This is a genomic window from Actomonas spartinae (assembly GCF_051209155.1).
Lineage (GTDB): Bacteria > Verrucomicrobiota > Verrucomicrobiia > Opitutales > Opitutaceae > Actomonas.
In genome coordinates, this window is the sequence record NZ_JBPJGB010000003.1 from 1 (window position 1) to 26643 (window position 26643).

A 26643-nucleotide genomic window follows, 5' to 3' on the forward strand; every position below is an offset into this window, starting at 1 on the left:
CCCCCCCCCCCCCCCCCCCCCGCCCTGCTCCTTATTTGCCCATTTCCGGGCGACGGAGCTTCACATTGAGCTTCAAAAGACCGTCGGCGGACCAATGCGCGACGACCGGAGCGACAACGTCGTCCCCATCTTGCAGGAGAACCGGAGATTCGCCTTGCTCGAGTGACTGCTCGAGCCGCACGAACTGCTTTCCAGCGAGGACTTGGCCCTCGACAAGTTGAAGGGTCTTGCCCTTCGCGGTTTGAAACGAACGGAATTCGAAATCGCCGATCGCTTTGCCGATCACGTAGACGCCAGGAGGTAGGGAGGGAGCTGAGTTAGCCATGTTGTTTTGATTTTTTGGGTTCTGATTTCGCAGTCCTGATCAGTGATTCCGGACCGAAAGCGGAGAGCTGCTATTTCGGCGAGTAACTCGCCCCATTTGGTCTTATACATGACCAGCAGCTTATGACGGACGGAGCCGTCTGGAGAGGTAGTGCGGGAAACGACGCAACGAGTCCATCGGACGATTCTCTCCCCGATCGTATCCATTTCGTAGTTACGGTCGTTTTCTGTTTCGTCGACGTTGTCGCACTGCCGGGGGGACGGCGTGTCCTCTGGTTGTGCGTCGTTCCCCGCGAAGAAGTTCATCGAGAATTGAATCAGCCGAACCTTCCGCATCGAGGTCAGCCACTCGGGGAGGTCCCCGGCTTGCTTACACATGTATTTGAACAGGTAGCTCCATTCGTTGCTGCGGACTCTCCGAATGTCCGTCCGGCCGAGGCCCCATGCTTCGGTGACTCGTTCCGCTGGAATGTGTCCGCCGTAGTCGAACCACAGATGCCAATGCGGGTAGACGTTCCCGAATTCGTCCGGTTGATGGAGTTCCATTTTCCAGAACCAACGGCGAATTTTATAGGTTTTCCGGAGTAGGGCGACGAACCGGCGCAAACGGTCCTTACCGAGCGCAAATGCCTCTTCGGGCGTCAGGAGCTTCCAGACATTCCGGCCGTCTTCAGTTTTTCGCTCGACCGTCAGCGTTAGGAAGCGACCGTTTTTGAGGTCTGGCATGCCTCGCTTTACCAGCTGACGAACTTTCGCGGCCGCGTTCCGTTCGGTCCACAGGTTCGGGACCGTGTAGGGCATCAACTCGATCACCGGGAAGCCCTCCGACATCTGATTCCGCGCGAAACGCGAAGCTCCTTACCACAGCGAATGCATTCAGCATCCCACGAGAAATAGTCATCTCGGATAAGGTCCCACGCGTGTCCACGGAACCTGCATTGAGCGCGACGAAACCGCTCAAGAAGCGCGTGCCAGATCACATTCACGACGACACGCCTCCGGCGGCCCCTGCGCGGGGAGCGCCCCCCGCCAAAAAGACACGTGCAGAACTGAATCGACGCCATTCAAGCGACGCGTGACGCATCAACGATCGACAGCCTTCCGCCGCATTCGGATTGCCGTTACGGAGTGACATGTCGCGCCAACGTTTCGCGCTACGCAGCGAGTGCGCTCTCATCGAATTCACCAAGGCCCGCCCGGTTTTGCGTCGCTTTACCGCCAATTCATGAGCGACCGAATATTCGCGGCCTGATTCGATAAGCGGCGAGAGCTCTGGGAACTCATCGCCGGACTGCGAGACGGGGACCAATCCGAGCCCCGTCTCGCAGCTTGTGCGTTGCTGGCTAACCGAACTGCCAGCCGGAAACGTTTCGGCTATTTCGCCGGTTTGGAGGGATTTACGTGAATCGCGTGCCAACCTTGGCCGCGATTCCGTAAGTTGTTCATTTCCAGATGATTTGTAAGACATAACGCACAATAAACATTATGTCCAATTTGGATAATGTTGGAATGACGTTGGTTCTGCTGAATCCCTCTCCTAAGGTCCCGTTCCATGGATATGGCTGTGCAACTGTCCTTTCGCTCCAAAATCCATGCGCGGATTGCGGAGGTTGAAACTGAACTGGCCGACCTCGCCGACGATACCGCGGCGATTGAACCCGATGTCGCGATCGGTCGCCTGTCGCGGCTCGATTCGATGCAGAGCCAACAAATGGCCCTCGCCGCCAAACGCCGTCTCGAAGACGAACGCACTCGCCTCCACGAGGCGCTCCGCCGCATCGATACGGGCGCCTTCGGGCGTTGCCTGCTCTGTGGTCAGGATATTGCTCTGGAACGACTCGACTCCCAGCCCGATGCCGTCACGTGTGTGCCCTGCGCGAATCGTCGCCGCTGATCTCACTTCTCTTCGATGAAAACCGTTCCCGCCCCGCTGTTCTCCTGGCTCAATCGCCGCACCTTTGGCGTGCTCATGCACCCGACGAGCCTGCCCGGCCGCCAAGGCATCGGCGTGCTGAGTCCGGCGGCCGTGACGCCCTTCCTGGATTTCCTGAACGCCGCCGGCGCCGAATATTGGCAAATCTGCCCGCTAGGCCCGACCGGCTTCGGCGATTCGCCCTACCAGTGCTTTTCGGCCTTTGCCGGCAATCCCTACCTGATCGACCTTGAGGCCCTCGTTGACGCCAAACTTCTCAGCCCGGCTGACCTGATCCCGCTGCAGTCCCTGCCGGCCGACAAGGTCGACTACGGTCACCTCTGGGCCATCAAATGGCCGCTGCTGTTCAAGGCCTATGACGCCTTTGTGGCCCAAGGCCGCTCCTTCGATCGCTACGGCAGCTTCAGCGCCTTTGCCGGCCAATACGAAGCCTGGCTGCGGCCCTACGCGCACTTCATGGCGCTGAAGGACAAGTTTGAGGGCAAAGCCTGGTGGGACTGGCCGGCCAACGTGCGCTTTTACGCCAAGGCTCAGAAAGCCGCCGCCTTCCGCGAGGTCGCGGTCCGCGCTGAGGCGTATGCATTCTTTCAATACCTCTTTTACGGTCAATGGGCCGCCGTCCGGGCCCTCGCCCAGGAACGCGGCATTCAGATCATCGGCGACGCGCCCATCTTTGTGGCCGCCGACGGCGCCGACGTCTGGTCGCACCCCGAGCTGTTTCAGCTCGATCCCAAGACCGGTCAGCCGCTCTTTGTCGCCGGCGTGCCGCCCGATTATTTTTCGGCCGACGGCCAGCTCTGGGGGAATCCGCTCTACGCCTGGGAAGCCCACGCGCAGGACGGCTACGCCTGGTGGCTCTCCCGCCTGCGCGCCAACCTCACGCTCTGCGACGTCGTGCGCATCGACCACTTCCGCGGCTTCGACACCTACTGGTCGATCCCGGCCGATGCTCCGACGGCCCGCACCGGCGAATGGAAGAACGGTCCCGGTCTGGACTTCTTCGCCAAGGTCGAAAGCGCCCTGCCCGATTGTCAGCTCATTGCCGAAGACCTCGGCGAACTCGCGCCCAGCGTCGTCGAGCTGCGCGACCGCACGGGCCTGCCCGGCATGACCATCCTGCAGTTCGCTTTCGGCGGCGACGCGAGCAACCTTTACCTGCCGCACAACCTCACCGCCAACAGCGTGGTGTATCCAGGAACGCACGACAACGACACCAGCCTCGGCTGGTATCGCGCGGCTGACGCCAAGACGCAGGACCACGTGCGCCGCTACCTGCGCGTTTCCGGTGAAAACATCGGCTGGGATTTCATCCGCGCCGCCTACGGCGCGGTGAGCAACCTCGCGGTTATTCCGCTGCAGGATTTCATGAGCCTCGGCAGCGAAGCCCGCTTCAACAGCCCGGGCAAACCGCAGGGCAACTGGCAATGGCGCTACCACGCCAACCAACTCGCCGACCTCACCAAAAACAGCGCCCCCTACCTCCGCGACCTCGGCGAACTGACCGGACGCTGCGCGCCCTCGGAGTAAACGCGTGCGTCAGCACGGAAGGCCTGCCGTGTTGTGGAGCCCCGGATCAAACTCGAGCACCACCGTTGGGGGCCAACCGCCTGTGAGGTATTTCTGGTGACCTGCAGGCACCGCATCGAACACAGCAGCGGTCCGGCGCCCATGTCAGGGGCATGAACTGACTCAGTTCCGCGATCAAATCCGCAATATGAGTGGGCAGTGATCGGAAACTTCGGGATCAAAAATCACCTCGAAGCAGCTTACAATGTGGGGGTCGCTCACGAGCATGTAGTCGGCGAACTGGCCCGACTTCTTGTAGTAGGAATTCCGGGTTCCTCGTTCGGTTCGGGTGGTCACCAGTTCGGTGAGTCCGGCGCCTGCCAAAATTTCCAGCGTCTCGCTACCCGGTTCCACGTTGAAGTCACCGCACATCACCCTGACATCGCCCTCCTGGCTGATGCCATCGAGCAAGGCGAGGAAGCGTTGGGCCTGGCTGGCTCTCTCCGGGGTGTCGCCCTTCCCGTTCAGATCACGCAAACCATGCATGTGGGCGATACTGACGTAGCGTTCGCTTGCGTAGTCAAAAACCCGAACCGAGTGAGCACTCCTGGACCGCGGATGAGCTCCATAACCGAAAGCGGAAAACTGCTTGTGCACGAAGCCCTGCACCTGCGCCACGACTGGAATCGTTTCTTTGGTCAAGGTGGCCAGTCCCCACTGCGATGGAATCCTGGTTTGTTCGTCCCAGAGGTCACCCTGCGCGGCCGGGCAAAAAACGCCCGCGTATCCAGGCAGGGCGTTTTTGATCTCGCGAAAGAGGTTGGCTCGCTGATCCAGCACATGATCGCCATCTCGATACACCAAAGTGTCTTTGCCTGAAGCTGGAGTGTGGACGATTTCTTGGAGGCACAGCACATCGGGTCGCCGCGCGGAAAGGAAAGTCAGAAGCTCCTGATGAAGGGTGCCACCCCAGCAATTGAGACATAAAATTTCCATCGCTACAGCGGACGCTAAGAACGGACGCTGACGGCCAGCGAATGAAATCTGGACTTGAGTTGGAGCACCGTGCCCTGGCGGAACATTCGCAGAGATCGTCCAGGCTTCAGCGGGCACGACGGGGCGTTGCCTTTTTCGATGATGCGGAGGGGACTGCGGTGGACAGCTTGCGATTGCTCCAACGGTTTCCGGGCATTAATCGGGCGCCATGAAAACGGCCCTGCTTCTCTTTCGTGATCCCCTGGGTGTGGCGACGGGCAAGGTCCCGACCGACCGCCGGCAACTGCACTTCTTCGCGGGGATCTTTCTGCTCCTGGGCGCCTTTGCCTTTCAATACATCTACCCGCGCCTGCTGGACAAGATGCCGATGCTCGGCTCGATGCGGCGGCTCGCGTTCTGGAAGGAAAAGACCGTATTCAGCGCGCAACTTTTCGGCTACGGCCTGCTCATCTGTGCGGCCGTGCTGGTGGTGTTTCTCATTGTGCACGCGGTGCTGAGCACGATCAGCCGCCACAAGCTGGATTTCGCGCAAACCTACCGGTCGGCTTTGGTGGCCTGCCTGCCCTTCCTGTTGGGCCTGCTGCTCGGCATGGTGCTGCTCGTGCCGGTCCACCACTACCTCGGCCTGATGCCCTTCTTCGGCCTGCTGGTTGCCTGCTGCATCCAAGGCTCCCTCCTCCGCGAAGCGCTGAGTCTTCCCTTTGCATTCACCTGCTACCTCACCCCACTGATCATGGGCCTGCAGTTCTACGTCATCAATCTGCTGCGGCCCTAAGGCGGGTCTGGGAAAGGGAAAGTTTCCGAGCAACCAACGCCCGCCGAGCCGGTCGCATCCTGGTCTCCATGAAAAAGCTCACCTTAGCCCTCGCGGTGCTCGCCGTGCTCGGATTGAGCGCGTGCACCAGCCAATCCCAACGGCAGGTCACGCAAAACGAACAGGTGCGCTTCGAGCAGTCGCAAAAGGGGTATCCCGACCGGATCGCCGGAGACCGGGAAGCCGAACAGGCGGAAAACGCCCGCCGCGCGACCATGCTTGGAGCGAAGTGACGAGCTCAGACTCGCTGCTCGACGCCATCACAGCTTCTCCCCGGATCGGTCCTCCGGGCCGTATTCAAGATTATCATATTGACCTCTTTTCCGGCCCCCTTTTCCGGCCCCCGGATCATACCTTCTGGCCGCTAATCAAACTCTTTATCGCTGTTATAGCGCGGTCGCCTTTTTCTTTGGATATTATCAAGCATAGTCTCTAGTCTCGCTTCATGCTCCCGACTTTCTTCCTCATCATTTTCCATTCCCTGACGTATCTCCGTCAGGCACGCGACCAATTGATCCGTGTTAACGTGATTGTATTCAGCCATTTCTGATATTGCATTTACTATCTCCATTGTGGAGTCCTTAAGGCTGGTCCCGAGCCCCTCCATTGCTTCTTTCAAATTCTTGAAGCCTGTTATTAATATCTGGTTCGTCTTTCTTTGCTCGTAAATTGATGCGAAGTAAAAATCCCGTTGCGCCGCCCGAACCAATCGCTTCATTTTCGAAATCAGCCTCCTGCCATTATTTAATATTTTCGCAGAATTTGGAATCGATGGCGGTTCGGACCTGAACTCCACAACAAGCTTCTTGTATTCATCAATATTGAGTCTTATTCTGAAGGAGTTTTTCTCTGTTTTTGCAAGTAAGCTCGCAGCCTCTTCGATGGAATCCCAAAAAGGACCGAATGCACTTTCGGAAAAGTCAACCTCTGCTTTTCGCATTACTTCATTCGTCAACTCGATACACCTGCCGATTTCACCTGATAAATATTCGATGTTGGAAACCGATGCTTCCAGGTTCTTTGCTATTCTTTGCTGTTTGGCGGCCTCCTCTTGTTCCAATCGCTCAAAATTTTTGGACTCTCCTTCAATTTGCTCTGAATTCCGAGAATCTTCCAGGCTATCCGGATACTCTTCAGTCCCATGCCCCCGCCTTCTTCGCAATGCCCGTTCGTTTTCTAACATCTTTCGATTCTCGCGATTGGCTAGACAAATTACTACGGTCGCAACAATTATTACACCTAAGACTGTGGCGGCTGCGAGTGGATTTGAGTGACTCATGATAGTATTGATCGATCGCCTAAATATAGGCGAACCGAACGCGTGAGGCCGTGACTCTTCATGAGAGGAAGTCGACTGAAACCGAATGGCTTCTTCGTTCGAAGTGATTCGTGCATGGATAGCGGGTCCTGCCGAGTTATTGGGGGTATGTGACTAAGGTCCCCGGTGGCTAAACTCGGGGTCAGTCGAGACGTTGGTCAATGGTTGGTTACTTAGCGAGCCCCATTCCATCCCCTGGGACTGGCTACCTCTGACGTCTTCTGCTGGCTCAAGGCTCGAACCGAGGATATCGCATCGAACCACGCGACGAAGTGCTGGGCGTATTTTCAACCTTCAGACGAGAACCTGATGCTCGCGCCGGTGACTCCATTTCAACTTACGAAGGACGTCTGGTTGCGTCGATCGACAACACAAACCTGATCACCGATCGAACGAACAGAACCGACGCGGAGAGCCGTGAATGTCAAAAACTGAAAGCTTCAACGCTCGTCATTGTCGCAACACCATCACCCCAAACCTCTCAACCTGATCCTTATTTGGGTTCCGCGTCTACAAATACAAAGCCTGACCCGTTTCCGGCTTCTGATAACGCCCCCACACATCAACTTCTTCGGCACTAGTGTAATCTATCTCCCTGGATAAAGTTTTACCCATCTCGCCCGATCGAATCGAAGGACTCCGTTGCCTAGAGGACGGAATTAATCGCAGCAAAACCACTAATTATTATAATACAAAATAATATGATTATCAAATACACTTTGTATAGCGAAATGGCATAGCTTGAAATTGCCTTAGTGAGTCCTCGGAAATCCTGGACCTTCTTGAGGAATAATTGCTTGAATATTTCATTTGCCGACTCGGTCCTTTCCGAAATTAATATGATTATATACAGTATTAAAAACAGCGTAAATGGGACCGCCAGCCAGAATAACGGGGCGCAGAGTAAAAGAATGATTTTATATTGAATGAGGACAGGGGCCGGAATTGCAATTAGGATTGCGGCTTGCAGCGACCACATGAAGGCCCAAATCTTAATGGCGCGAAATACAACTAACCCTCCGCTCTTGTTTTCCGCAAAAAAAAGAACGGCGCGCGCCGACATGGCAGAGGAAGTTCCTAAGAACACTAATAAATCAATGGTTTCTCGGGTAACGTAAACCGGCAATAACTTACGTAAAATCTCGGAAATATGAATCGTTATAGATTGATAGAGCAAGATCCCTGAAAGTATAAAACCCTTCCACTGAATTAAATCGTCAGATAGAGAGGCGATTGATGTCGCGCTTGGAATGAGAAGTATGGCCAGAAGCACTCGTATTTCTGACGGCGTAGAGCGCCAGATTAACCTCCCGCGTGACATTATCTCTTCAGGCGTGTCCTCTTCTTTCATATTTGCTAAATCGTTGCTGCGAGGCATCTTGAGGGCGTAAGGCCTTGGTTCTTGACTGGCGGAAATTGGCCGAAACCGGATGGTTTCATCGTTCGAGGTGGTTCGTGCATGGATAACGTGTCATGCCGAGTCATTGAGGGCACTAGAAGATCCCCGGCGGCCAGCCACAGGGACGGCGGAAAAGTTGCTCAATGGATGGTTCTTTGGCGAGCTCCATTCCACTTCCTAGATTCCGGTCGAATATAAAAAAGTTGGGGCCCGCCCTACCCTCGGATGCCGCTGGTTTCGTTTTCGGACACGTTGGAGTGCGGGCAGGCGGGCGGACCCTTTATCCCAATACCACGGTTGGCTCGAAGGCGCCTGGTGTGAGGCGGGCGTTGAACGTGCCGACCGCGATGCTCCAAGCGCCGTCGGTGTTCCGGACTGCGGCCAGTTGGGGAACGTTTGAAGCTTGGGCTGAAGTTGCGGCCAGGACGGTGACCACTTCATGCGTGAGGTCGGCTGGAGCGTGGACTTCGACGCAGGGGAAGTCGCCGGTCTCTGGTTTCACTTCGAGTCGGGCAAGGCGTGGCGCGGTCCCCTCACCTGCTGCGGCAACCACGCCATGCAGCGTGGCGTTTGGGCGTTGGAGTGTGAATCTTGGTCCATCGATTGTGAGTTGGGCGGCACCGTCGGCGTTGTCGGGGAAGAAGCGGGCGTCGAAGGTCTGCGGGAGGTAACGCAGCCGCACCTGGTCGTGGATGACGATGATGTGTGGTTTGGCGAAGATCACCGTGCGCAGGACTTGTTTCACGTGCTCGTTGACGACGCCGTAGGCCGCCGTCGCATCACTGGTCCACCAGACCGTGTCGCCGTGATCCTCGAAGTTGAGAATGGTGGCGTAGGCTAGGCTTTCGTTGGTGCCGTGTTCGCCGTCGACGTAGTGATGCCCTTTGCCGCCGATCAACACAGCGTTGTGGCCTCGCGTGAAGCGCATGGTCCAACCGTCGGTGCGCCGATCATAGGCCGCGCCGAGGTGGTCATGGAGGAGCCGCTCGCCGTGAATCTTGTAGATGAGGTGATTGCGGTCGGCGTGTTCGTGGTTGGCCGGCGCGCCGCTCTTAAAGGCCAGAACCGCATCGTCGGCGGCCCAGCCGCTGCGGCAGATGATCCAGTTGAGGTCGTTGCGGTGATTCAGCAGGCGGCTTGGTGGCGGCGCGCTGGGCGCATCGGGACGATACCACAGGACGTCGTAAAACCACGTCGGGGCGCCGGCATGGTCGGCGACGTAACCCGCGAGTGGATTGCCCGTGAGTTGACCGACTTCGGAGATCCAACCCGGAAAGACACTGCGGCGGGCATCGCTGAAATTGACGATGTCGGGCTGCCCGTCCGGCGTGCGGCCGAGTTGCATGGTCATGACGTAGTCGAGCACGCCGTCCCAATTGACCTCGGCCGCCCAATCGATGTCACCGACCATACGCTGATGCGCCACGATGAAGGGCATGGCCGTGCGCATGGAGTAATCGAGGTAACTGAGGCCTTCGAAGTAGCTGCCATCCGGCGTGAGCAGCCGCAGGAAGCGCCGAGTGCTGGCCACGGCGGTCTCCAGCCACTGCTCGGCCCGTGGATCGTGTCCGCGCAGCGCGAGCGCGCCGAGTCCGAGTGCGCCGGTGGGCGCGGAGCGCAGGTTGTTGGCCCCGAGAATTTCGGGCCAGCGCCGCATGGTGAGATCGTAGAAACCGGCGTGCTCGGCATCGAAGTCCCAGCCCTTCACCGTGTCGGGGTGGTCCATGTCGTTGACCGTGGCGAAGCAGGCGGCGCAGCCTTTGTCGGCGATGGCCTGCAGGAGCCGGGCGTCGAGCTCGGGCAAGATCGCGTCGCCCAGCACCTCGCGGGCATAAAGTAGACGCACGGTCGCAAACGAGGCGCGCTGAATGCCCAACACCTCCTCGCCCGCGTCGCGAAAGTAGTCCCAATACGGGCGGGCGATGATGCGCTCGATCGCCGCCAACAACGCGGCTTCGCGCTGCGGGTTGGGATGGAGCAAGTGCAGCGTCAGGCTGTGCTCGAAGGTGTTCAGCACCGTCGCGAAGTCGCGCACGATGTTGCCGGAGGTTTCGAAACGATCGAGGGCGTCGGCGAGGTCCGTGATCTTCTCCGCCGACCACGTGTTCAGCAGCGGTTGGAGCATTGAACTGCTGGCGTTGGCGCGGATGCGGGGCACGTCCGCGAGGTCGAAGAACAGGCGTCGGGAGGAGCCGGCGGCCGCAGGTTCAGCGGCCCAAGCCAAGGAACGGAAAAGAGTGGTGCCGACCAGGGAAGCGCCACCGAGACGAAGCCATTCACGTCGCGTCATGACCTTGGCGTGAGCCAAGTTTGGGGCGGTGTAAACCACCGGCGACCCGCCGCGAAACTTTCATTCATTTCATAGACCTGACCGGTGAGTTTGGGGCCACGGATTTCACGGATGACCACGGCTGCCGTGAGAGGCTGAAGCCGCTGGCTTATCCGTGAATATCCGTGTGATCCGTGGCTTAATTCAGCCAACGAAGCAGCCAACCCGACAGGGCGTCTGGCTCAACCCAGCAGATGTTCGCAGATGCGGGGCACGGCGTCGCCACGGGCGTCGTCCAGGACGTAGTGGCCGGCGTCGTCGAGGTAGAGTTTTTGGGCCTTGGGCAGGCGCTCTTCCCACTCGGCGTAGAAGTGGTCGTTGAAGCAGAAGTCGCGACCACCCCAGACGATGAGCACGTCGCGGTTTTGGAACTGAGCGATCCCCTGCTCCACCGCTTTGAGTGTCTTCCACGTGGGATGCGCATCGTTCATCGGAATGTCCTGCACGAAGGCGCTCACGGCCACCCGATGTGCCCAGTTGTCGTAGGGGAAAAGGTAGGCGCGGGATTCGTCGTTGCTGAGGGCGCGGCGGCTCATCGCCATCCAGGTCGCGGGCCAGGCAAAGCCGTTGAGTCCGCGCACGAGAGCCGGTCCGACCACCGGTGCCTTGCACAGCGCGATGCGCGTGGGCAGGTGGATGGACGTGAAGGCCGCCGTATTGAGAATGACGATACGGCGAATGAGCTCCGGGTGGCGGGCCGCGAGGCCGAAGCCGATCGCCCCGCCCCAGTCGTGCACCACGAGATCGAGTTCCTTCACCCCCAGTTGCGCGATGAGGGCTTCGAGGTCGGTGATGCGTTGCTCCAGGGTGTAGGGATAGTTTTCCGGCTTGGCGGACAGCCCCATGCCCACGTGGTCCGGCACGATGCAGCGGCGCTTGGGCGCGATGGCCTGCACCAGTTCACGGTAATAGAACGACCAGGTCGGATTGCCGTGCACCATGAGCACGGCCGACTCGCCCTGCCCTTCATCGAGGTAACTCAGCTCCGCGCCGCCCGGCGTGGTGAAACGCTTCGGCGTAAACGGATAAAGGGCACGCAGCCAATCAGGCAGATCGTTCATGAGGACGAAGCGAAGCAATGGAATTGCCGCAAAAAGGCGCAGAAGGCGCAAAAATGAAGGGCTTGTATTTGCGATTTTTGCGCATTTTTGCGGCCAATTGGAGGTCTGTGGTCGTCATTGTTTCCATCACCATTCGACGGCGAGCATGAGGCAGTTGAGGCCGCTGCCGATGCCGAGCAGGCCGACTTTGTCCCCAGCTTGGATCGCGCCCGTTTCGGCGGCCGTGGCCAGGGTGGCGGGCAAAGCGACCGAGCCGGTGTTGCCGAGGGTCTCGAAGGTCGAAAAATCCTTCGCCAGATCGAGTCGCAGCGCTTCGTAAAGTTTGCGGCGGTGGGTGCTGCCAACCTGGTGGCAGATGAAGCGATCGAAGTCCGCCGTGGCCCAGCCGATCTCCTTGCGGAACTTGGACCAAGTCTCCTGCGCCAGCTCGACGCCGGCGACCAGCAGCGCCTCGGAATCCGTCTGCATGGCGAGGGAATCGGCGCCGTGGGTGTCGCCCTGGCAAAGTTCGCTGTGGGCGGTGGCGGCCTGCGCAATGCCGCCGAGCAGCCGGTGACCGTTGGGCGCGAGGTCACGGTGGCAGAGCATGGCGGCGACCGCGCCCGAACCGATGGTGAGGTTGGCGAAGAAGGGTTTGATCTGCTGCCGGGTGAGCGGCTGTTCCAGCAGGGTCTTCAGGGTGTGCTCGACGAGCGGCCCGCCGTTTTCGCCCGAGGCGATGAGGGCGCATTGGATCTGCCCGCTCTCGATCAAACCGGCCGCAATCGTCATGGCGTTGAGGAAACCGAGGCAGGCGTTGGAGACGTCGAAGATCTGCGCGGTCGCCGGCAGGCCGATCTTGCGATGGGCAAAGGACGCGGTGGCGGGTTCGAGCATATCGCGGCTCACCGCGCAGTGCATGAACAGTTCTACTTTGTCGGCCGGGAGCGAGGACTTCGCGAGCAGGGCCTTGCCCGCCGCGGCGCTGGCATCCGACGGACGCGTGCCGACCGGCCAGACACGCCGCTCTTTGATGCCCGTCATGAGCTCCAAGCGTCCCTCGGGCAGCTTGAGCCGCTCATACAAGGGCGCCAAGCGCTGCTCGACCCCGGCAGAGGTCAGCACTTCGTCGGGCAAGGCGACGGCAATGGATTCAAGGACAACGTTGGAAAAACGCATGTAGGACTGGTCTGCTTTTACAGAAGGGAAGGAAGGGCGAGCCGGATGGCGGAGAGGCAGGTGTTTTTCTTAACCACAGATTTCACGGATGGGCACAGATGCGGAGAGGCACGGAGTTGTTTTACAGAAGGAAACGCAGGGAACCAAGGCCGAGAGGCAGGATACTTTTTACAGGAGGTGACAGAGAAAAACGGAGGCGGAGAGGCAGGGCGGTTTTCTTAACCACGGATGGACACGGATATTTTGAGCGGCAGCGAGCTGAGATTCTGCGGAGTGGATCTGTGATGATCTGCGCAATCGGCGGTCAACATCGAGTGGAGTGGCTTGGTCTTCCTTCCTTTCCTTCTGTAATACTCCCTCGTTGGGACGGGCCCTGTTGACCTCCGTTTTCTCCTGTAAGAGTTAGTTCGTCGTGCCGCGGTTCTCCGGCCGCATCGCCAAGCGGATAATTTCGGCGTCGTAGAAGTTGCTGCCGAGGCCGGCGTCGACGACGAGGCTTGCGCCATTGTGGCCGCTGCTGCGCTCGCTGAGCAGGTAGACGACGGTGTTGGCGACTTCCTGCGTCTCGAGGTTCTTCTTCCGGAAGGTGAGCTTCTCGGAATAGAGATAACTCTCCAGGTAACCCGGAATGCCGGCCGAGGCGCTCGTCTTCAGCGGACCGGCGCCCACGACGTTGAAGCGCACACCGGGCTGTGGGTTGAAGGACTTGGCGAGGAAGCGGGACGCGGAATCGAGGGCGGCCTTGATCGGGCCCATGTAGCCGTAGTTGTCGGGCGTGACGGTGAGCGAGGAGATGCCGATCGAGACAACCGAGGCACCCGGGGCGAAGTGGGGCTTGAAGGCGTTGGCGAGCTCGACGAGGGAGAAGGCGGAGATGGCGGTGGCCTGCAGAAAGTCGGCGCGCTTGGTTTCCTCGAAGGCCTTGAAGCCCTCGCTGTAGTTGGCGAAGGCGATGGAGTGGACGAGGCCGTGAATCGGGCCATGGCCCGCGTTGGCGATGTCGGTCGCCAACTGTTGCGCGGCGCCCTCCTCCTCCACGTCGCAGATGAAGACGGGCTTGTCGGCGAGGAGCTTGGTCAGCGAGGCTTTGCGGGCCTCGGAGCGCACGCTGTAGATGACGGTCGCGCCCTGCTCTTCCAGCGTCCTGGCGGTGAACCACGCGACGCTCTTCTTGTTGGCGACACCAGCAACCACGATGGTCTTGCCGGAGAGATTGAGAAAGTCGGTCATGGTGAATGAGGCGGAGTTTTTTACCACGGATGGACACGGATGGCTTCGCCTACCGGCTACGCACTGAAACGTGGTTTTGAACTAACAATACTAGCTTGGGAAACAGCAATCGTGACCCGGTCGCTGACTCTCAACACGCACTCAGTAGGCGAAGCGGTAGTGGAGCCATCCGTGTCCATCCGTGGTAAGAAAGAAACCTTACTTCGATTCCGGGGTTTTCCAGGCGACGGCGAAATCGACGGTGAGGACGCGGGTGCCGTCGGCTTTTTTGACGGCCCCCTTCATCATGGTGAAGCCGCCCATGGCTTCCTTCTTTTCCACCGATACGAGCACCTCGTCGCCCGGGAAGACGGGGTTGCGGAAGCGCACGTCGCTGATCTTGGCGAGGAGCGGCACGCCCTCCCCCGCTTCCGCGTCGGCGGCGCGGGCTTGGAGCGACATGAAGGCGGCACCGGCTTGGAAGACGGCTTCGCACAACAGCACGCCGGGGGTTATCGGCGCGTCGGGATAGTGTCCCTTGTAGAAGTCTTCCTCGGCCCGCCAGGCGCGGCGCGCGGTCAGCGCGGTGTCGCTGTGCTCGACGACCTCGTCGAGGAACAAAAACGGCGGGCGATGCGGAATGAGATCAGTGATGGCAGGGATCATGAGATGTTAGTCACAGAGGACATGGAGGTGGACACAGAGATCACGGAGCAAAGAGGCACTTGGAGGGCTCAGTGGTCTCTGTGATCCTCTCTGTGCTCTCTGTGTCGATCAAGCAGTGGTCGCGGTGGCCTGCTTCAGGGCGAAGAGGGCCTTGTCGATCTTGTTGGCGGTGATGACGCCGTAATTGATGGTGCCGAGCCAGCCGGACATGATGATGCCGACGGAGCCGGCGTGGTAGAGGCCGGGAAGTTGTTCCGAGAGATCCATCGAGACCTTGAGACCCTCGAACTTGGTGCCGAAGGAGGTGCCCGCCATGTGGGTGGTGTAACGCTCAACCGTGCGCGGCGTCGCGGCCTCCATCCAATCGATCTTCTCGCGCACACCGGGGATGTATTTCTCCAGCGAGGCAATGGCTTCGTCGATCAGGCGCTGCTTGTGCTGGGCATATTCCTCGTCGCTGAGCGCGTTCCAGTCGGCGTATTTGCCGTTCAAGGACGCCACGACGGTGTAGCGATCGGTGCCCGGTCGGGTGTCCGGATAGTAGACCGAAAAGGTGCGGCTGGACGTGTGCAGATCGACGATGTCGTCGCTGCTGTAGACCGGGGCCTCCGAGGTGAAGACGAGGTCGCCAATGTGCGGAATGGACTCCCCCTTTTTGATGCCGAGATAGACCTGGCAGGAACTGGTGTTGATGCGCACGGCCTCGGCTTCGGCGACGAAGGCAGGGTCGAAGTTCTCCGCGCCAGCGAGGCGCAGGATGGTGTTCTTGATGTTGGCGTTGGAGAGCACGGCCTTGGCGCGGATGACGCGGCCGTCTTTGCCGGCGACGACGCCGCAGGCGACCTTTTGGCCGTCGCGTTCCTCGACGAGGATCTTCTGCACGAGGACGTGCTTGCGGCATTCGACGCCGTTGGCCTTGAGCTCGTTGACCATCTTCTTGATGAGCAGGTCGGAGCCCCCCTGGAAGGTGTAGACGCCGGCGCCCATGAAGTTGGAGAACACGATGCCGTAGGTGATGGCCGGGTCTTTCAGCGTGGAGCCGTTGGCGTAGGTGATCGGCTCCATGAGGAGGCGGTGCACGTCGGGTCGACCGGGGAAAAAACGCTCGAACATCTCCCCGGTGGTTTCCGGGTTGTTGTCGTAAAAGTTCATCGACCGGAGGTGGTCGTAGAAGCTCTCGACGGTGGCGCGGTTGACCTTGAAGTCCTCCACCAGCACGCGGGTGTAGTCCTCGCGGGTGAAGTCGGTCCAGACGTCCATCTGCGGGTTGATGAAGCGCACGTCCTTGAGCTGCACGATCGAGTCGGCGATCTCCTTGGACCAGTATTTGCGGCAGGACTTCTTCATGCCGACGGGGAAACCGTGCAGCGAAATGTCGAAAATGTGGCCGCCCTTGCGGGTGAACCAAGTGGCGAGTCCGCCAAATTGGTAGTGATGCTCGAGCAGCAGCACCTTGTGGCCGGCTTTCGCGAGGATATTTGCCCCGGTCAAGCCGCCCAAGCCGCTGCCAATGACGATCACGTCATACTCATCGTCGACACCTTTTAGCCAGTCGTAAGCCATGAAGCGGTCCAGTGAAGAGTGCCCGGGAGGGAGCGCAACCCCGGTTTTCTGGGCGGGATGAATCCTGATTGAGGGGCGGAGAGGCAGGGTTTCTTTTTACCACAGATGGACACGGATGGCTTCGCCTACCGGCTGCGCAACGGAGTAGGAGCACGGAACGGGTGCTGTTCTATCGGTGTGCATCCGTGGTGGAAAAACATCCCTACCCGCGGAGGACGTGGTAGTTGGCCATGGAGATGCCGCTGAGCATGGCGCCGATGATGCCGAGGAAACCCTGGTCGGTGCCGCAGAGGTAGACGTTGTTCAGGGCGGTGAGGCCCTGGCGGTGCTTGAGCGGCGAGCCGTAGATGGCGCCGCCGAGGTGGCCGGTGAACTTTTCCACCGTGCGCGGCGTGAACATGTCGGTGGCTATCGTGGCGGATGCCAGCGCGTCGCCGGTCACGGTCGGCAGGAAGCGGCGGGCACTTTGCTGGATGCGGGCATACCAGTCGGCTTTGGCGGCGAGATAGGCGTCCTCCGGCAAGCCCGTCCATGCGTCGTAGTTGGCGAGGCAGGTGCAGCGGAAAACCCCTTCGGGCAACTCGGCGCCGTCCGCGTAGGCAAAGTTGTTGGGGAAACAGATCACCCCGCTGCGCGGGTCGACCGGATCCGTCGCGGCCGCGTAGTCGAAGCGCGCGGAATCGTTGAAGAAGATGATGGTGTCGTCGCCCCACCCCAGCGCGGCCGGCTGACGGTCCAGGATGGTGATCGTCTCGACGAAGGACAGTGCGCCGACGGGCGACGGTGCCTGCTCTCGCGCCGGCAGGCCGCCGATGAGGCGCTCGGTCTCGGGCGCGCCGATCGAGGAAATAACGTGGTCGGCGGTGACGATCTGACCGTCGTCGAGTTCGACCGCGGTGGCTTTGCCGTCGCTCGAGATGACGCGCTTCACGCCGCACTTCATCCGCCGCTCGCCCCCGGCGGCGCGGTATTTATCGACCAGCACCCGCAGGATCACCCGCACGCCATCGAAGGGGCGCGCGAAGCCCTCGAGGAAGAGCGCTTTGAACATGATGACGAACTGGCCGAACTCCATGTCCCGCTCCTGGGCGCTGCCGTAATACATGACCGGACAGAACAGCATGTCCTCGAGCAGCGGATCACTCACGAAACCCCGCACCACTTCACGCGCCGAGACCGGCTGCGCATCGAGGCTGACGTCGTCGTAGCTGCGCACGGTTTCCACCAGCTTCCGGAAACCGTCGATCTGCGCCGGAAAGGCGCGCGCTACTTCGCTTTCGAAAACCGCAAAGTCGTTGGTGAAGGTCAGCGAGGTTTCGCCGTTGGGACCGAAGGCGACGCGCGACTGCTTTTGCTCGCTGAGCTGAAACTCCTCGTGACGGATCCGGAGCTGGCGCAGCAGCTTGGCCAGCGGCGTGCCCTTCACGCCAGGGCGCACGTAATTGGTGAGCGCATGCAGCCCGACGTCGAATTTGCGCCCCTGCTGGCTGTAAAAGCTGTTGAGTCCGCCGACGGCGTTGTGCCGTTCGAAGATGCAGACCTTCTTGCCGAAGTGCGCCAAACGGATGCCGGCGGCCAGACCGGACATCCCGGCCCCGATGATGACGACGTCGTAGTGATCCGATGAGTTCAAGCAGCCCAACAAGAAGCCCCACCGCCCAACGCGCAAGCGCCCGGTGGACCGAGAGGCACTGCTTTTTCTTAACCACGGATGAACACGAATGGGCTCCACTACCGTTTCGCCTCTTCTTTGTTATTGATTCAGCGCGTAGCCGGTAGGCGAAGCCATCCGTGTCCATCCGTGGTTAAAAAAACGGCGTCAGATGGGCGCAAAAAAACCGAGTCCGCGAGGGGACTCGGTTGAGAAGTGGGTTTCGTTCGAAACGAGGCGGCTTATTTGCCGAGTGCTTCGAACTTGGGGGTGAGGTATTCGGCGCAACTGTCGAGGGAGGCGAGCTGGGGATAGTCGGCCTCGGGCACCTCGATGTTGTGGCGCTTGCGGAGCTCCATGACGATATCGAGGAAATCCATCGAATCGAGCTCGAGCTGATCACGCAGGCGCACGTCCGGCTTGATGTTTGTAAGATCTTCGTCGGGAGCAACATCGGCGATGATGTCGATCACCACCTGCTTGGTTTCTTCTTTGGTCATAGCGGAAAAAACGACGAACTTAGGCAACAAACCGCTTCACGATCAACGTGGAATTTATGCCCAGCATGCCGAAGGAATTATTGAGAATCGTGTCCACTTTGCCGACCGCCTTGGGCTGGTTGAGCACGAGGCCGGGCAACGCGCACTGCGGGTCGAGGTTGTCGACGTTGATGGACGGGTGCACGACCTTGTCCTCGAAGGACGGGATGTTGCCGGCCAACTCCAGCGCGCCGGCCGCGCCCATGGCGTGACCGATGAAGCTCTTGGTGTTGTTCACGTAGGTGTCGGGGCACCCCTCGCCAAACACCTCGCGCAGCGCCCCGCACTCCTGAATGTCGCCCTGCGGCGTGGCGGTGGCGTGCGTATTGACGATGTGGATATCGGAGGCCTGCAGGCCGGCGGATTTGAGGGCCTTGCGCACACACTCGGCCTGGCGGGTCGGGTTGGGCAATACGTAGTCGCTGGCGTCGCTGTTGACGCAATAGCCGGCGATCTCGCCATAAATCTTGGCGCCGCGTTTTTGGGCGTCTTCGAGGCGTTCGAGGGTGTAGAGCGCCCCACCCTCGGAGACGACGATGCCGTTGCGGTCCTTGTCGAAGGGACGCGAAGCCTTGGCCGGGTCCTTGTGGGTGGCGAGCGCGCCCTGGGATTTGAAGCCGGCGAAGATGCCGAAGGTATGGATGCTCTCGCTGACGCCGCCGCAGATGGCGAAATCGACCTCACCGAGGCGCAGCATTTGCGCGGCGTGAATCAGACCGAGGTTGCCGGCGGCGCAGGCGGCGCCGATGGCGTAGGCTGGTCCGGTGATGCCGAGGTTGAGCGAGACCTCGCCCGCCGGGTTGTTGGCGACCGTGCGGGGGTTGTGGTAGTGCGACCAGAACTTGGTGTCGTAGTCGAATTTCGAGATGGCGTAGATCTCGTTCTCGGTCTCGACATTGCCGTGCTCGGTGGTGCCGATATAAATGCCGATGCGGTCCTTCTCGAAGGATTCCAGATCCAGGCCGCTGTCAGCCACCGCCTCCCGGGCGCAATAGATGGAGATCGAGCCGGCGCGGGTGCCCACCCGGACCTCTTTGCGCTTCTGGTATTTGAGCGCGTCGAAATCACACACGCCCGCGAGCAGTTTGCCCATGTAGCGCACATCGAACGGTTGCACGCCCGAGACGCCGTCGAGCAGGTTCTGGCGGTATTCCGCCAGCGTGTTGCCGTTGGGGGCGGTGAGTCCGATACCGGTGATGACGATGCGGGGCGGTTGATACGACATGCTGAAACAAAAACCGCTAGCCAAGTGCTGGCGTAAGGCAATACAAGCCTCGGCAATGAACGTCCTCGTCATCGGAGGTGCCGGTTACATCGGCAGCCACTGCGTCCGCCAACTGGTGGCGGCGGGTCATCGACCCGTCGTGCTCGATAATCTGGTCTTCGGTCACCGCGGGGCCTTGACCGAGGGTATCCCCTTCTACGAAGGCGACTTGGGGGATCCGGCGGTGGTCGGCCCGATCCTCGAGCAGGAGCAGATCGACCTCGTGATGCATTTTGCCGCCTTCGCTTACGTGGGTGAGTCGGTGACCGATCCGCTGAAGTATTATTTCAACAATGTCGTCGCGACGCTGCGTCTGCTGGAGACGATGTTGGCCAAGAACGTGAAGCGTTTCGTGTTCTCCTCAACCTGCGCGACCTTCGGCATCCCGCAGTCGATGCCGATCACCGAGGACCTGCCGCAGGCGCCGATCAACCCCTACGGCCAGACCAAGCTCGATATCGAGAACGCGCTCAAGGCGCTCGCCCATGCCCACGGCCTGAGTTTCGCGGCCTTCCGCTATTTCAACGCCGCCGGCGCCGCCGAGGACGCGACGATCGGCGAGGCCCATGACCCCGAAACCCATCTCATCCCGCTGGCGATCGACGCCGCGCTGGGACGCCGTCCGCCGCTCAAGGTATTCGGCGACGACTACCCCACCCCGGACGGCACTTGCCTGCGGGACTACGTGCACGTCGATGACCTCAGCCGCGCGCACATTGCGGTCTTTGACAAGCTGAGCGAGCCGGGCACGGGTCTGTTCTACAATCTTGGCACGGGCACCCCGACTTCGGTGTTGGAGGTGATCCGGGCGGTGGAAAAGGTTTCCGGCAAAACGGTGCCCTACGAAATGGCCCCTCGCCGCGCGGGTGATCCGCCCGCGCTCTATGCCGATTCGGCGAAGGCCAAGGCCGAACTCGGCTGGGAGGTCAAATACACCGAGATCGAGCCGATCGTCGCCACGGCCTGGGCCTGGCACAGCCAGCACCCGGACGGTTACTGAGCGCGCCTTTGTCGGCTGCCACCATGTCGGGCCGCCGCAGCTCAGTCCTTCAGCCCGTAGGTTTCGATCCGTTTGCGGAGCGTCGTGCGGGTCATGCCGAGACGCTCGGCGGCTTTGGCTTGGTTGCCTTCCACCGCAGCCAGGACGCGCACGACCATCTCGCGCTCAATCCGGGCCAGAATCGGTTCCTCGCCCTCGGGCAGGTTGTCCCGCAGAAAGTCGAAGGCCTTCTCCAAGGTGAGCCCACCACCGCTGGCGGCGACCGGAGCGGCCGGGGCTTCGCTGGACTCCGTGCCGCTCGGTGCGGCGGTCATGGGCTCGGCGGATTCCGTCATGGGCGGCGTGGCGCCATCGGCCATGGGCGGAAGCGTCGTCGATGCGCCGACCGCCGAGCGGATTTCGACCGGCAGGTCCTTGGGCAGGATCGCGTCGCCCTGCGCGATGACCGCGCTGCGATAGATCACATTTTCCAGCTCGCGCACGTTGCCGTGCCAGCGGTGGCGACGCAGCACGTCGATGGCCTCGGGCGAGACCTTGGACACGCGGGTCTTGCGCTGTTTGACGAGGTTTTGGAGACAGAAATCAACGATCTGCGGGATGTCGTCGGCGCGTTCGCGCAGCGGCGGCATTTTGATGCGCACGACGTTGAGGCGGTAGTAGAGGTCCTCGCGGAACTCCTTGGCCGGCACCATCTCCTCAAGGTTCTTGTTGGTGGCGGCGATGATGCGCACGTCGACCTTGATGGTATCGGTGCCGCCGACGCGCTGAATCTCGCCCTGCTGGAGAACGCGCAGGATCTTCGTCTGCGTGGCGAGCGCCATGTCGCCAATTTCATCGAGGAAGATCGTGCCGCCGTCGCAGAGCTCAAACTTGCCGATGCGTTGGCCGGTGGCACCGGTGAAGGAGCCCTTCTCGTGGCCGAAGAGTTCGCTCTCGATGAGGTTGTCCGGAATGGCCGCGCAGTTGACGGCGATGAAGGGTTTGGACGAGCGATGGCTGTGCTTCCAAATGGAACGTGCGACGAGCTCTTTGCCGGTGCCGCTCTCGCCGGTGATCATCACCGTCACATCACTGGCGGTGACCTGACCGATGATCTTGAACACCTCCTGCATGGCGGCGGAGGAGCCAACGATGCCTTCCTTGTAGTCCTCGCTGTTGATGGTCGGCTTGTAATCGCCCACCGCATCCATCTCGCGGTTGGCCTGGAGGGCGTTGGCCGCGAGGGAGAGCACCTTCGTCGGATCGAAGGGCTTCATGATGTAATCGAAGGCGCCGAATTTCATCGCCTCGATGGCGGTCTGCGCGGTGCCAAAGGCGGTCATGAGCACGACCAACTGCTTCGGGTTGGCGCCGCGGATGTGCTGCAAGGCCTCAATGCCACTCATCCCGCCCATCCGGATGTCGAGGAACACGAGATCGGGCAGCGGGCCCTTCTTGACCATGGCGACCCCCTCTTCGCCACTGGCGGCCTCGATGATGGTGTAATTGCCCGACGATAGGACGCGGCCGAGCGAATAGCGGATCTCCGCGTCATCATCGATGATGAGGATGGTGGGGGGCGTGGAAGTGGAGCTGGACATCGCGATAGACAGACAAATCCGGCCCGCACGGAAGAGGCTGGCAACGGGACGGCGCGACGGCCTGATTAGAGGCCGTGTTACGGTGGTCAATGCACTTGTGCCGTTTGGGCGGAATTCCGTTGTCGTTACATTGGACCTTTCTGGGCCTGCTGGGCTACCTCGCGTGGGAGGGATGGCAGGTCGGAGGGTGGCTGGGAGCCGCCTGGATCCTGGGTTTCGTGCTGGCGGCCTTCACCTGTGTGGTGCTGCACGAATTTGGCCATGCGCTCATGGCCAAACGTTTCGGCGTCAACACGGCGGCGGTGGTGCTGTTCCCCATTGGCGGCATGGCGGCGTTTGACCGGATTCCCCGCCGCCCCGCCGAGGAATTGCTCATCGCTCTGGCCGGGCCGGCGGTGAACCTGGCGCTCGTCCTGATCGGCTTCGCCATGGGGGTGCGTTTCCCTCCCGACTGGAACCCCTTGCTGCTGCCGGCGACCTTCGAGGAGCTGAGCCGCTACCTCGTCGCGGTAAACATCGTGATGGGACTCTTCAACCTCCTGCCGATTTTCCCGATGGACGGAGGGCGTGTGCTTCGGGCCCTGCTTTCGCTGCGACTGGACTATCTCGTCGCGACACGCTGGGCGGTGGGGCTGAGCAAGGCACTCGCCGTGACCGGTATCGTCCTGTTCGTCTGGTTGCCCTGGCCGCAGCCGCATTGGATGGGGATTGCGCTGTTCGTCTTCATCTTCGTGGCGGGCGAAATGGAGCTGCGGAACCTGCGCCGACAGCTCGCCGACGAAGAACGTTGGCGTGAGACCTTGGCCCGACTCTATCGCGACGCAGGCGTGCCTCCACCGCTGTAACAAGGGCTCCGACAAAAACTTCGCAGGGAATCCGAAAAAACTCCTTGCCATCGCTCTTCCGGCCCTGATTGTCCCCGTTCCCTTACGGGCCCTTAGCTCAGCTGGAAGAGCGCCTCAATGGCATTGAGGAGGTCAGCAGTTCGATCCTGCTAGGGTCCACCAATTTGAGAAAACCGGACGCAGCCCGTCCGGTTTTTTTGCGTCCATCCGCAACGGCCGCTCAGCCGCCGCTGAGATTCACGTTGGCTCGAAACCGCTCGGCTCGCCCGGTCGGCGGTTTGCCGGCGGGGCGGATCGTGCGAAACGCGGCCAGCACGGCGCGGTCAAAGGACGCACTGCCCGAGGAGCGCGCGATCTGCGGATTCTCGATGGCGCCGGTGAGGGTCACGGTGAACTCCACACTGGCGTCGCGGATTTCGGTGATGCCCGCGCGCTCCATCGACTCCCGCACGCGGTCGATGATCATTTGCACGTAGGCCCGGGTAAGGTCGACCTCCTGGCGCGTCATGGCCGTGCCACCCGCTCCAGTGGAGACGCGGGTGAAATTGGTCACGCTGCTGACGTCGATACTCTTGGTGCGAATCGGCGCGGGGGCCGTCTGTTTGACGGGCTTGGCCGTGGGCTTGCCGTTCTCGGCCACAAAGTCGTTGAAAGTCAGACGTTCAGGCGCCGGTTCGACCTTCACCGGTGGTTTTTCCGGCGCTTTCTCGATCTTCACCGGCGTCGGTTCGCGTTTCACCTCGCGCGGTTGCGGTTGCGGCTTCGGTTGCGGCGGCGGGGTTTCCACCTTGGGCTGCGGTTTGGGACGCTCCTGCACGGGCGGTGGGTCGGGCAGTTTGAGCTGAACCGTGGGTTCCGTCACCGGCTGCGCCGGCGCTTCGAGCGCGGCGTAGTTGTCGCCAGGGCCTGCGACCAACTCGAAGGGCATCGGCGGGTCGTCATGCACGCGACGGGACCACCACGCGGCGAGGATCAGCAGTCCGATCGCACTCGCATGCAGCAACAACGACAGGGTCGTCGCCTGCGGCATGGGCTTGGACGAAGTGTTGATGCTGCTCGGGGTCATGGTGGCGCGCGGCGGGTCGGCTAGGGAGCAGACACCTGGGTGTCGATTGTGATCCGCGAAAGACGCTTCGCCTTCAGGGCATCCATTACCCCGACGATATGTTGCGCCGTGGCGTTCGCATCCGAGCGCAGACGAAACACCGGCGGTTCGTCCTGTTGGGCGTAAATGTCGAGGGCGTCGCCCAGCGCGGAGATGGGGATGATCTCGCCGCTCAGCGAAACGCTGCCATCGGAACGGATGGCGATGGTCACAAATTGGGTGTCGGGATCGGGCGGAGTCTGTTCACTCTGCGACTCTACCGGCAAGTCGATGGGGATCGTCTGCTCCTGATTGATCAGCGGCGTCGCGATCATGAACACGATCAACAACGTGAACCCCAAGTCGATGAGGTTGGTCACGTTCAACTCCGAGATCGGAGCGGACTGGCGTTGACGGCGGAAGTTGCGGGCCATGGCGACGGCGAGGCTCAGCTTGATTCGAGTTCGAGGCGGTCGGCCAGGGAGCTGGCGTAGTTCTCGATCTCCGTGATCAGGCGCTTGGTGCTCGCGAAGAGGAAATTGTAGCCGAAGACCGACGGGATCGCGACAATGAGGCCGGCTACCGTGGTGAGCAGCGCGGCGGATACACCGGGCGCGAGCGTTTGAATGCTGGCCGTCTGTTGCACCGCCACCGCGCTGAAGGCGTCCATCACGCCCCAGACGGTGCCGAGCAGACCCATGAAGGGCGCGCCCGAAACGATGGTGGCGAGGAAGACCATGTTGGATTCGTAGCGCAGGACCTGTCGGCCGAGCGCGCGTTGCAGGGCATTCTCCATGTGCTCGAGGCGGGCGCGCGAGGTGTCGACGCCCTTTTCCCGGCCGATGTCAGCGGCGCGCCAATACGCTTCCAGCGCGTCGGCGAACAGGTCGCCATAGGGAATCGCGCGACGCTCGCGGTAGGTTTCGGGCGCGTCGAGCAGCGTGCGCTCGCTGCGCAGACGGTGCTCGAAACTCAGGTTCAGCGCGCGAAGCCGTTTCAGCTCCATGTGCTTGTCGATCATGATCGACCAAGCGATGAAGCTGAAGATCACGAGCCCGACGGTGATGATTTGACCAACCAGTCCCGAGGTCAGGAACGATTGGATGACATTGGTGACGGCAAACAGAGGGTAAATCACAGGCGATACGACTGTCCAAGCAGTGGGCGCTACCCCGCCCCGCTTCAATGGAAAACCCGTGCAATCGCGCGGTGTTACAACGCTTTCATGGTTGCGGCGGCGTTCGCGTCCGCCTTCGGTCTGTCCCCTTGCCCGCCGACCCGACTCTTGCCCATGGACTTTCGCGCCAAAACCCTCTCCGCCCTCGCTGACGCCGCGCCACGCTCCGGCCAAAAACTCGCCGTGGTGGGACTCGACGGTTTCGTCGACACGATCGTCACCCCCGTCGCACTGCGCAACGGCCAGGGCGAAGACTTCGAGCCCATCCCAACCATCTCCGATTTCGGCAAGCGCATCCTCGCTGCATCCGGCAAGAGCACCAACCTCGAGTTCTACCCGCGCATGGACAAGCTGGGCGGCAACGGCCCCATCATGGCCAAGGCCCTGCTGGAGCACGGTGTGACCCTCAAATACATCGGCGCCCTCGGCCAGGTCGCCATCCACCCGGTGTTCCAGGAAATGGCCAGCCGCGCCGAGTGCGTGACCCTGTGCGATCCGGCCTCGACCATCGCGGTCGAATTTGAGGACGGGAAACTGATGTTGGGGCAGATGCGCAGCCTCGACGAAATCACCTTCGAACGCATCGAACAAAAGACCGGCCCCGAGGCCCTGCGCCGCGCGCTCGGTGCCGCCGACCTCGTCGCCCTCGTCAACTGGACGATGATTCCAAACATGACGGACATCTTCCGGCAGCTCACCGAGACGGTTTATCCGCAGCTACCGGCCAAGGATCGCGTTTTCTTCTTCGACCTCGCCGACCCCGAAAAACGTTCCCGGGCCGACCTCCTCGAGGCGCTCGAGGTCATCGGAAAGTTCGGCGCTTTCGGCCGCGTCACGCTCGGCCTCAACCTCAAGGAAGCCCAGCAGGTGCACCTCGGCCTCGGTTTTCATCCGCTGGCCGAGGATGAGGCCGGCTTGCGCCAGCTCGCCGCTGACATCCGCGGCAAGCTCGACTACGCCGCCGTGGTGGTGCACCCGAAGGAGTCCGCCGCCTGCGCCACCGCCGACGGGACCGCCTGGGTGCCCGGCCCCTACACCGCCAAGCCCAAGATCACCACCGGTGCCGGCGACCACTTCAACGCGGGCTTCTCGCTCGGCCAACTGCTCGGCCTCGAACCCGAGGCCTGCCTCACCACCGGCGTCTGCACCAGCGGTCACTACGTTCGCACCGGCCAGAGCCCGACCATCGCCGATCTGCAAACCTTCCTCGCCAACTGGCAGTAACTC

The 26643-nt window shown here is 61.0% G+C and carries 25 protein-coding genes and 1 tRNA gene; 8 read left to right on the forward strand and 18 right to left on the reverse strand.

The genetic code is table 11. The annotated features are described in order from the left end of the window. Window positions 1–31 precede the first annotated feature (31 nt). Both AC0MRV_RS14975 and AC0MRV_RS14980 read right to left on the reverse strand, forming a co-directional pair. Window positions 32–325: a hypothetical protein gene (locus tag AC0MRV_RS14975; RefSeq protein ID WP_472765301.1), complete on the reverse strand. Its 294-nt coding sequence runs from the start codon at window positions 323–325 to the stop codon at window positions 32–34. Continuing rightward, window positions 283–1050 carry a rolling circle replication-associated protein gene (locus tag AC0MRV_RS14980; protein ID WP_472765302.1) on the reverse strand — a complete coding sequence of 256 codons (768 nt, stop codon included), beginning with the start codon at window positions 1048–1050 and terminating at the stop codon, window positions 283–285. The genes AC0MRV_RS14975 and AC0MRV_RS14980 overlap by 43 nt, the downstream gene beginning before the upstream one ends. A gap of 826 nt (window positions 1051–1876) precedes the next feature. Between AC0MRV_RS14980 and AC0MRV_RS14985 the strand changes: the two genes are divergently transcribed. Beyond that, window positions 1877–2218 (forward strand): TraR/DksA family transcriptional regulator, encoded by a 342-nt coding sequence (locus AC0MRV_RS14985; RefSeq protein WP_472765303.1) that lies wholly within the window; start codon window positions 1877–1879, stop codon window positions 2216–2218. Between the two features lie 15 nt (window positions 2219–2233). Then, a complete protein-coding gene (gene malQ, locus AC0MRV_RS14990) occupies window positions 2234–3784 on the forward strand; it encodes a 4-alpha-glucanotransferase (protein WP_472765304.1) in 1551 nt (516 codons plus the stop codon). A 174-nt stretch (window positions 3785–3958) separates the two neighbouring features. Here the strand turns inward: malQ and AC0MRV_RS14995 are convergent, their stop codons facing one another. Next, window positions 3959–4876: an endonuclease/exonuclease/phosphatase family protein gene (locus AC0MRV_RS14995; protein ID WP_472765305.1), complete on the reverse strand. Its 918-nt coding sequence runs from the start codon at window positions 4874–4876 to the stop codon at window positions 3959–3961. 91 nt (window positions 4877–4967) lie between these two features. Between AC0MRV_RS14995 and AC0MRV_RS15000 the strand changes: the two genes are divergently transcribed. Beyond that, complete coding sequence (locus AC0MRV_RS15000; protein ID WP_472765306.1) at window positions 4968–5534, forward strand: hypothetical protein; 567 nt, start codon at window positions 4968–4970, stop codon at window positions 5532–5534. A 68-nt stretch (window positions 5535–5602) separates the two neighbouring features. Then, window positions 5603–5806 carry a hypothetical protein gene (locus AC0MRV_RS15005; RefSeq protein WP_472765307.1) on the forward strand — a complete coding sequence of 68 codons (204 nt, stop codon included), beginning with the start codon at window positions 5603–5605 and terminating at the stop codon, window positions 5804–5806. A 131-nt stretch (window positions 5807–5937) separates the two neighbouring features. On the opposite strand, the gene AC0MRV_RS15010 is transcribed toward AC0MRV_RS15005, so the two are convergent. The 11 genes from AC0MRV_RS15010 to AC0MRV_RS15060 form a co-directional block, all read right to left on the reverse strand. After that, a complete protein-coding gene (locus tag AC0MRV_RS15010) occupies window positions 5938–6852 on the reverse strand; it encodes a hypothetical protein (RefSeq protein WP_472765308.1) in 915 nt (304 codons plus the stop codon). 685 nt (window positions 6853–7537) lie between these two features. Further along, entirely contained in the window at window positions 7538–8269 is a 732-nt protein-coding gene (locus AC0MRV_RS15015; RefSeq protein ID WP_472765309.1) for a hypothetical protein, read from the reverse strand. Window positions 8270–8570: 301 nt separating this feature from the next. Next, window positions 8571–10580 (reverse strand): heparinase II/III domain-containing protein, encoded by a 2010-nt coding sequence (locus AC0MRV_RS15020; protein WP_472765310.1) that lies wholly within the window; start codon window positions 10578–10580, stop codon window positions 8571–8573. Window positions 10581–10801: 221 nt separating this feature from the next. Further along, the gene (locus tag AC0MRV_RS15025) at window positions 10802–11680 is read right to left on the reverse strand and encodes an alpha/beta fold hydrolase (protein ID WP_472765311.1); all 879 of its coding nucleotides are present in this window, start codon (window positions 11678–11680) and stop codon (window positions 10802–10804) included. Window positions 11681–11806: 126 nt separating this feature from the next. Next, window positions 11807–12838 carry a 3-oxoacyl-ACP synthase III gene (locus AC0MRV_RS15030; RefSeq protein ID WP_472765312.1) on the reverse strand — a complete coding sequence of 344 codons (1032 nt, stop codon included), beginning with the start codon at window positions 12836–12838 and terminating at the stop codon, window positions 11807–11809. A gap of 402 nt (window positions 12839–13240) precedes the next feature. Then, window positions 13241–14068: an enoyl-ACP reductase FabI gene (locus AC0MRV_RS15035; protein ID WP_472765313.1), complete on the reverse strand. Its 828-nt coding sequence runs from the start codon at window positions 14066–14068 to the stop codon at window positions 13241–13243. Window positions 14069–14266: 198 nt separating this feature from the next. Continuing rightward, window positions 14267–14713, reverse strand: coding sequence for a 3-hydroxyacyl-ACP dehydratase FabZ family protein (locus AC0MRV_RS15040; RefSeq protein WP_472765314.1), 447 nt, complete (start codon window positions 14711–14713; stop codon window positions 14267–14269). A gap of 108 nt (window positions 14714–14821) precedes the next feature. Continuing rightward, complete coding sequence (locus AC0MRV_RS15045) at window positions 14822–16276, reverse strand: phytoene desaturase family protein (RefSeq protein ID WP_472765315.1); 1455 nt, start codon at window positions 16274–16276, stop codon at window positions 14822–14824. Window positions 16277–16478: 202 nt separating this feature from the next. Next, window positions 16479–17909 (reverse strand): phytoene desaturase family protein, encoded by a 1431-nt coding sequence (locus tag AC0MRV_RS15050; protein ID WP_472765316.1) that lies wholly within the window; start codon window positions 17907–17909, stop codon window positions 16479–16481. A gap of 260 nt (window positions 17910–18169) precedes the next feature. Beyond that, entirely contained in the window at window positions 18170–18427 is a 258-nt protein-coding gene (locus tag AC0MRV_RS15055) for an acyl carrier protein (protein ID WP_472765317.1), read from the reverse strand. Window positions 18428–18446: 19 nt separating this feature from the next. Further along, window positions 18447–19691: a beta-ketoacyl-[acyl-carrier-protein] synthase family protein gene (locus AC0MRV_RS15060; RefSeq protein ID WP_472765318.1), complete on the reverse strand. Its 1245-nt coding sequence runs from the start codon at window positions 19689–19691 to the stop codon at window positions 18447–18449. A 55-nt stretch (window positions 19692–19746) separates the two neighbouring features. Here AC0MRV_RS15060 and galE point away from each other — a divergent pair, with 55 nt between their 5' ends. Further along, window positions 19747–20730 (forward strand): UDP-glucose 4-epimerase GalE, encoded by a 984-nt coding sequence (gene galE / locus AC0MRV_RS15065; RefSeq protein WP_472765319.1) that lies wholly within the window; start codon window positions 19747–19749, stop codon window positions 20728–20730. Window positions 20731–20771: 41 nt separating this feature from the next. Here galE and AC0MRV_RS15070 read toward each other — a convergent pair whose 3' ends face one another. Further along, window positions 20772–22310, reverse strand: coding sequence for a sigma-54-dependent transcriptional regulator (locus AC0MRV_RS15070; protein WP_472765320.1), 1539 nt, complete (start codon window positions 22308–22310; stop codon window positions 20772–20774). A gap of 119 nt (window positions 22311–22429) precedes the next feature. Here AC0MRV_RS15070 and AC0MRV_RS15075 point away from each other — a divergent pair, with 119 nt between their 5' ends. Together AC0MRV_RS15075 and AC0MRV_RS15080 are read left to right on the forward strand one after the other, a co-directional pair. Beyond that, the gene (locus AC0MRV_RS15075) at window positions 22430–23155 is read left to right on the forward strand and encodes a site-2 protease family protein (protein ID WP_472765321.1); all 726 of its coding nucleotides are present in this window, start codon (window positions 22430–22432) and stop codon (window positions 23153–23155) included. 86 nt (window positions 23156–23241) lie between these two features. Further along, window positions 23242–23317 (forward strand) — tRNA-Ala (locus tag AC0MRV_RS15080). Between the two features lie 58 nt (window positions 23318–23375). On the opposite strand, the gene AC0MRV_RS15085 is transcribed toward AC0MRV_RS15080, so the two are convergent. The 3 genes from AC0MRV_RS15085 to AC0MRV_RS15095 are packed head-to-tail and all read right to left on the reverse strand — an operon-like array spanning window position 23376 to window position 25377. After that, window positions 23376–24221: a TonB family protein gene (locus AC0MRV_RS15085; RefSeq protein ID WP_472765322.1), complete on the reverse strand. Its 846-nt coding sequence runs from the start codon at window positions 24219–24221 to the stop codon at window positions 23376–23378. A gap of 20 nt (window positions 24222–24241) precedes the next feature. After that, the gene (locus AC0MRV_RS15090; protein WP_472765323.1) at window positions 24242–24673 is read right to left on the reverse strand and encodes an ExbD/TolR family protein; all 432 of its coding nucleotides are present in this window, start codon (window positions 24671–24673) and stop codon (window positions 24242–24244) included. A gap of 14 nt (window positions 24674–24687) precedes the next feature. Beyond that, entirely contained in the window at window positions 24688–25377 is a 690-nt protein-coding gene (locus AC0MRV_RS15095) for a MotA/TolQ/ExbB proton channel family protein (RefSeq protein WP_472765324.1), read from the reverse strand. 153 nt (window positions 25378–25530) lie between these two features. Between AC0MRV_RS15095 and AC0MRV_RS15100 the strand changes: the two genes are divergently transcribed. Then, complete coding sequence (locus AC0MRV_RS15100; RefSeq protein ID WP_472765325.1) at window positions 25531–26640, forward strand: PfkB family carbohydrate kinase; 1110 nt, start codon at window positions 25531–25533, stop codon at window positions 26638–26640. The last annotated feature ends 3 nt before the right edge of the window (window positions 26641–26643 follow it).

What these genes read in the sequence shown, in the direction of transcription:
- AC0MRV_RS14975 (WP_472765301.1), bottom strand. Translation starts at nt 325, where the DNA reads ATGGCTAACTCAGCTCCCTCCCTACCTCCTGGCGTCTACGTGATCGGC.
- AC0MRV_RS14980 (WP_472765302.1), bottom strand. Translation starts at nt 1,050, where the DNA reads ATGCCAGACCTCAAAAACGGTCGCTTCCTAACGCTGACGGTCGAGCGA.
- AC0MRV_RS14985 (WP_472765303.1), top strand. Translation starts at nt 1,877, where the DNA reads ATGGATATGGCTGTGCAACTGTCCTTTCGCTCCAAAATCCATGCGCGG.
- malQ (WP_472765304.1), top strand. Translation starts at nt 2,234, where the DNA reads ATGAAAACCGTTCCCGCCCCGCTGTTCTCCTGGCTCAATCGCCGCACC.
- AC0MRV_RS15000 (WP_472765306.1), top strand. Translation starts at nt 4,968, where the DNA reads ATGAAAACGGCCCTGCTTCTCTTTCGTGATCCCCTGGGTGTGGCGACG.
- AC0MRV_RS15005 (WP_472765307.1), top strand. Translation starts at nt 5,603, where the DNA reads ATGAAAAAGCTCACCTTAGCCCTCGCGGTGCTCGCCGTGCTCGGATTG.
- AC0MRV_RS15010 (WP_472765308.1), bottom strand. Translation starts at nt 6,852, where the DNA reads ATGAGTCACTCAAATCCACTCGCAGCCGCCACAGTCTTAGGTGTAATA.
- AC0MRV_RS15015 (WP_472765309.1), bottom strand. Translation starts at nt 8,269, where the DNA reads ATGCCTCGCAGCAACGATTTAGCAAATATGAAAGAAGAGGACACGCCT.
- AC0MRV_RS15020 (WP_472765310.1), bottom strand. Translation starts at nt 10,580, where the DNA reads ATGACGCGACGTGAATGGCTTCGTCTCGGTGGCGCTTCCCTGGTCGGC.
- AC0MRV_RS15025 (WP_472765311.1), bottom strand. Translation starts at nt 11,680, where the DNA reads ATGAACGATCTGCCTGATTGGCTGCGTGCCCTTTATCCGTTTACGCCG.
- AC0MRV_RS15030 (WP_472765312.1), bottom strand. Translation starts at nt 12,838, where the DNA reads ATGCGTTTTTCCAACGTTGTCCTTGAATCCATTGCCGTCGCCTTGCCC.
- AC0MRV_RS15035 (WP_472765313.1), bottom strand. Translation starts at nt 14,068, where the DNA reads ATGACCGACTTTCTCAATCTCTCCGGCAAGACCATCGTGGTTGCTGGT.
- AC0MRV_RS15040 (WP_472765314.1), bottom strand. Translation starts at nt 14,713, where the DNA reads ATGATCCCTGCCATCACTGATCTCATTCCGCATCGCCCGCCGTTTTTG.
- AC0MRV_RS15045 (WP_472765315.1), bottom strand. Translation starts at nt 16,276, where the DNA reads ATGGCTTACGACTGGCTAAAAGGTGTCGACGATGAGTATGACGTGATC.
- AC0MRV_RS15055 (WP_472765317.1), bottom strand. Translation starts at nt 18,427, where the DNA reads ATGACCAAAGAAGAAACCAAGCAGGTGGTGATCGACATCATCGCCGAT.
- AC0MRV_RS15060 (WP_472765318.1), bottom strand. Translation starts at nt 19,691, where the DNA reads ATGTCGTATCAACCGCCCCGCATCGTCATCACCGGTATCGGACTCACC.
- galE (WP_472765319.1), top strand. Translation starts at nt 19,747, where the DNA reads ATGAACGTCCTCGTCATCGGAGGTGCCGGTTACATCGGCAGCCACTGC.
- AC0MRV_RS15070 (WP_472765320.1), bottom strand. Translation starts at nt 22,310, where the DNA reads ATGTCCAGCTCCACTTCCACGCCCCCCACCATCCTCATCATCGATGAT.
- AC0MRV_RS15085 (WP_472765322.1), bottom strand. Translation starts at nt 24,221, where the DNA reads ATGACCCCGAGCAGCATCAACACTTCGTCCAAGCCCATGCCGCAGGCG.
- AC0MRV_RS15090 (WP_472765323.1), bottom strand. Translation starts at nt 24,673, where the DNA reads ATGGCCCGCAACTTCCGCCGTCAACGCCAGTCCGCTCCGATCTCGGAG.
- AC0MRV_RS15100 (WP_472765325.1), top strand. Translation starts at nt 25,531, where the DNA reads ATGGACTTTCGCGCCAAAACCCTCTCCGCCCTCGCTGACGCCGCGCCA.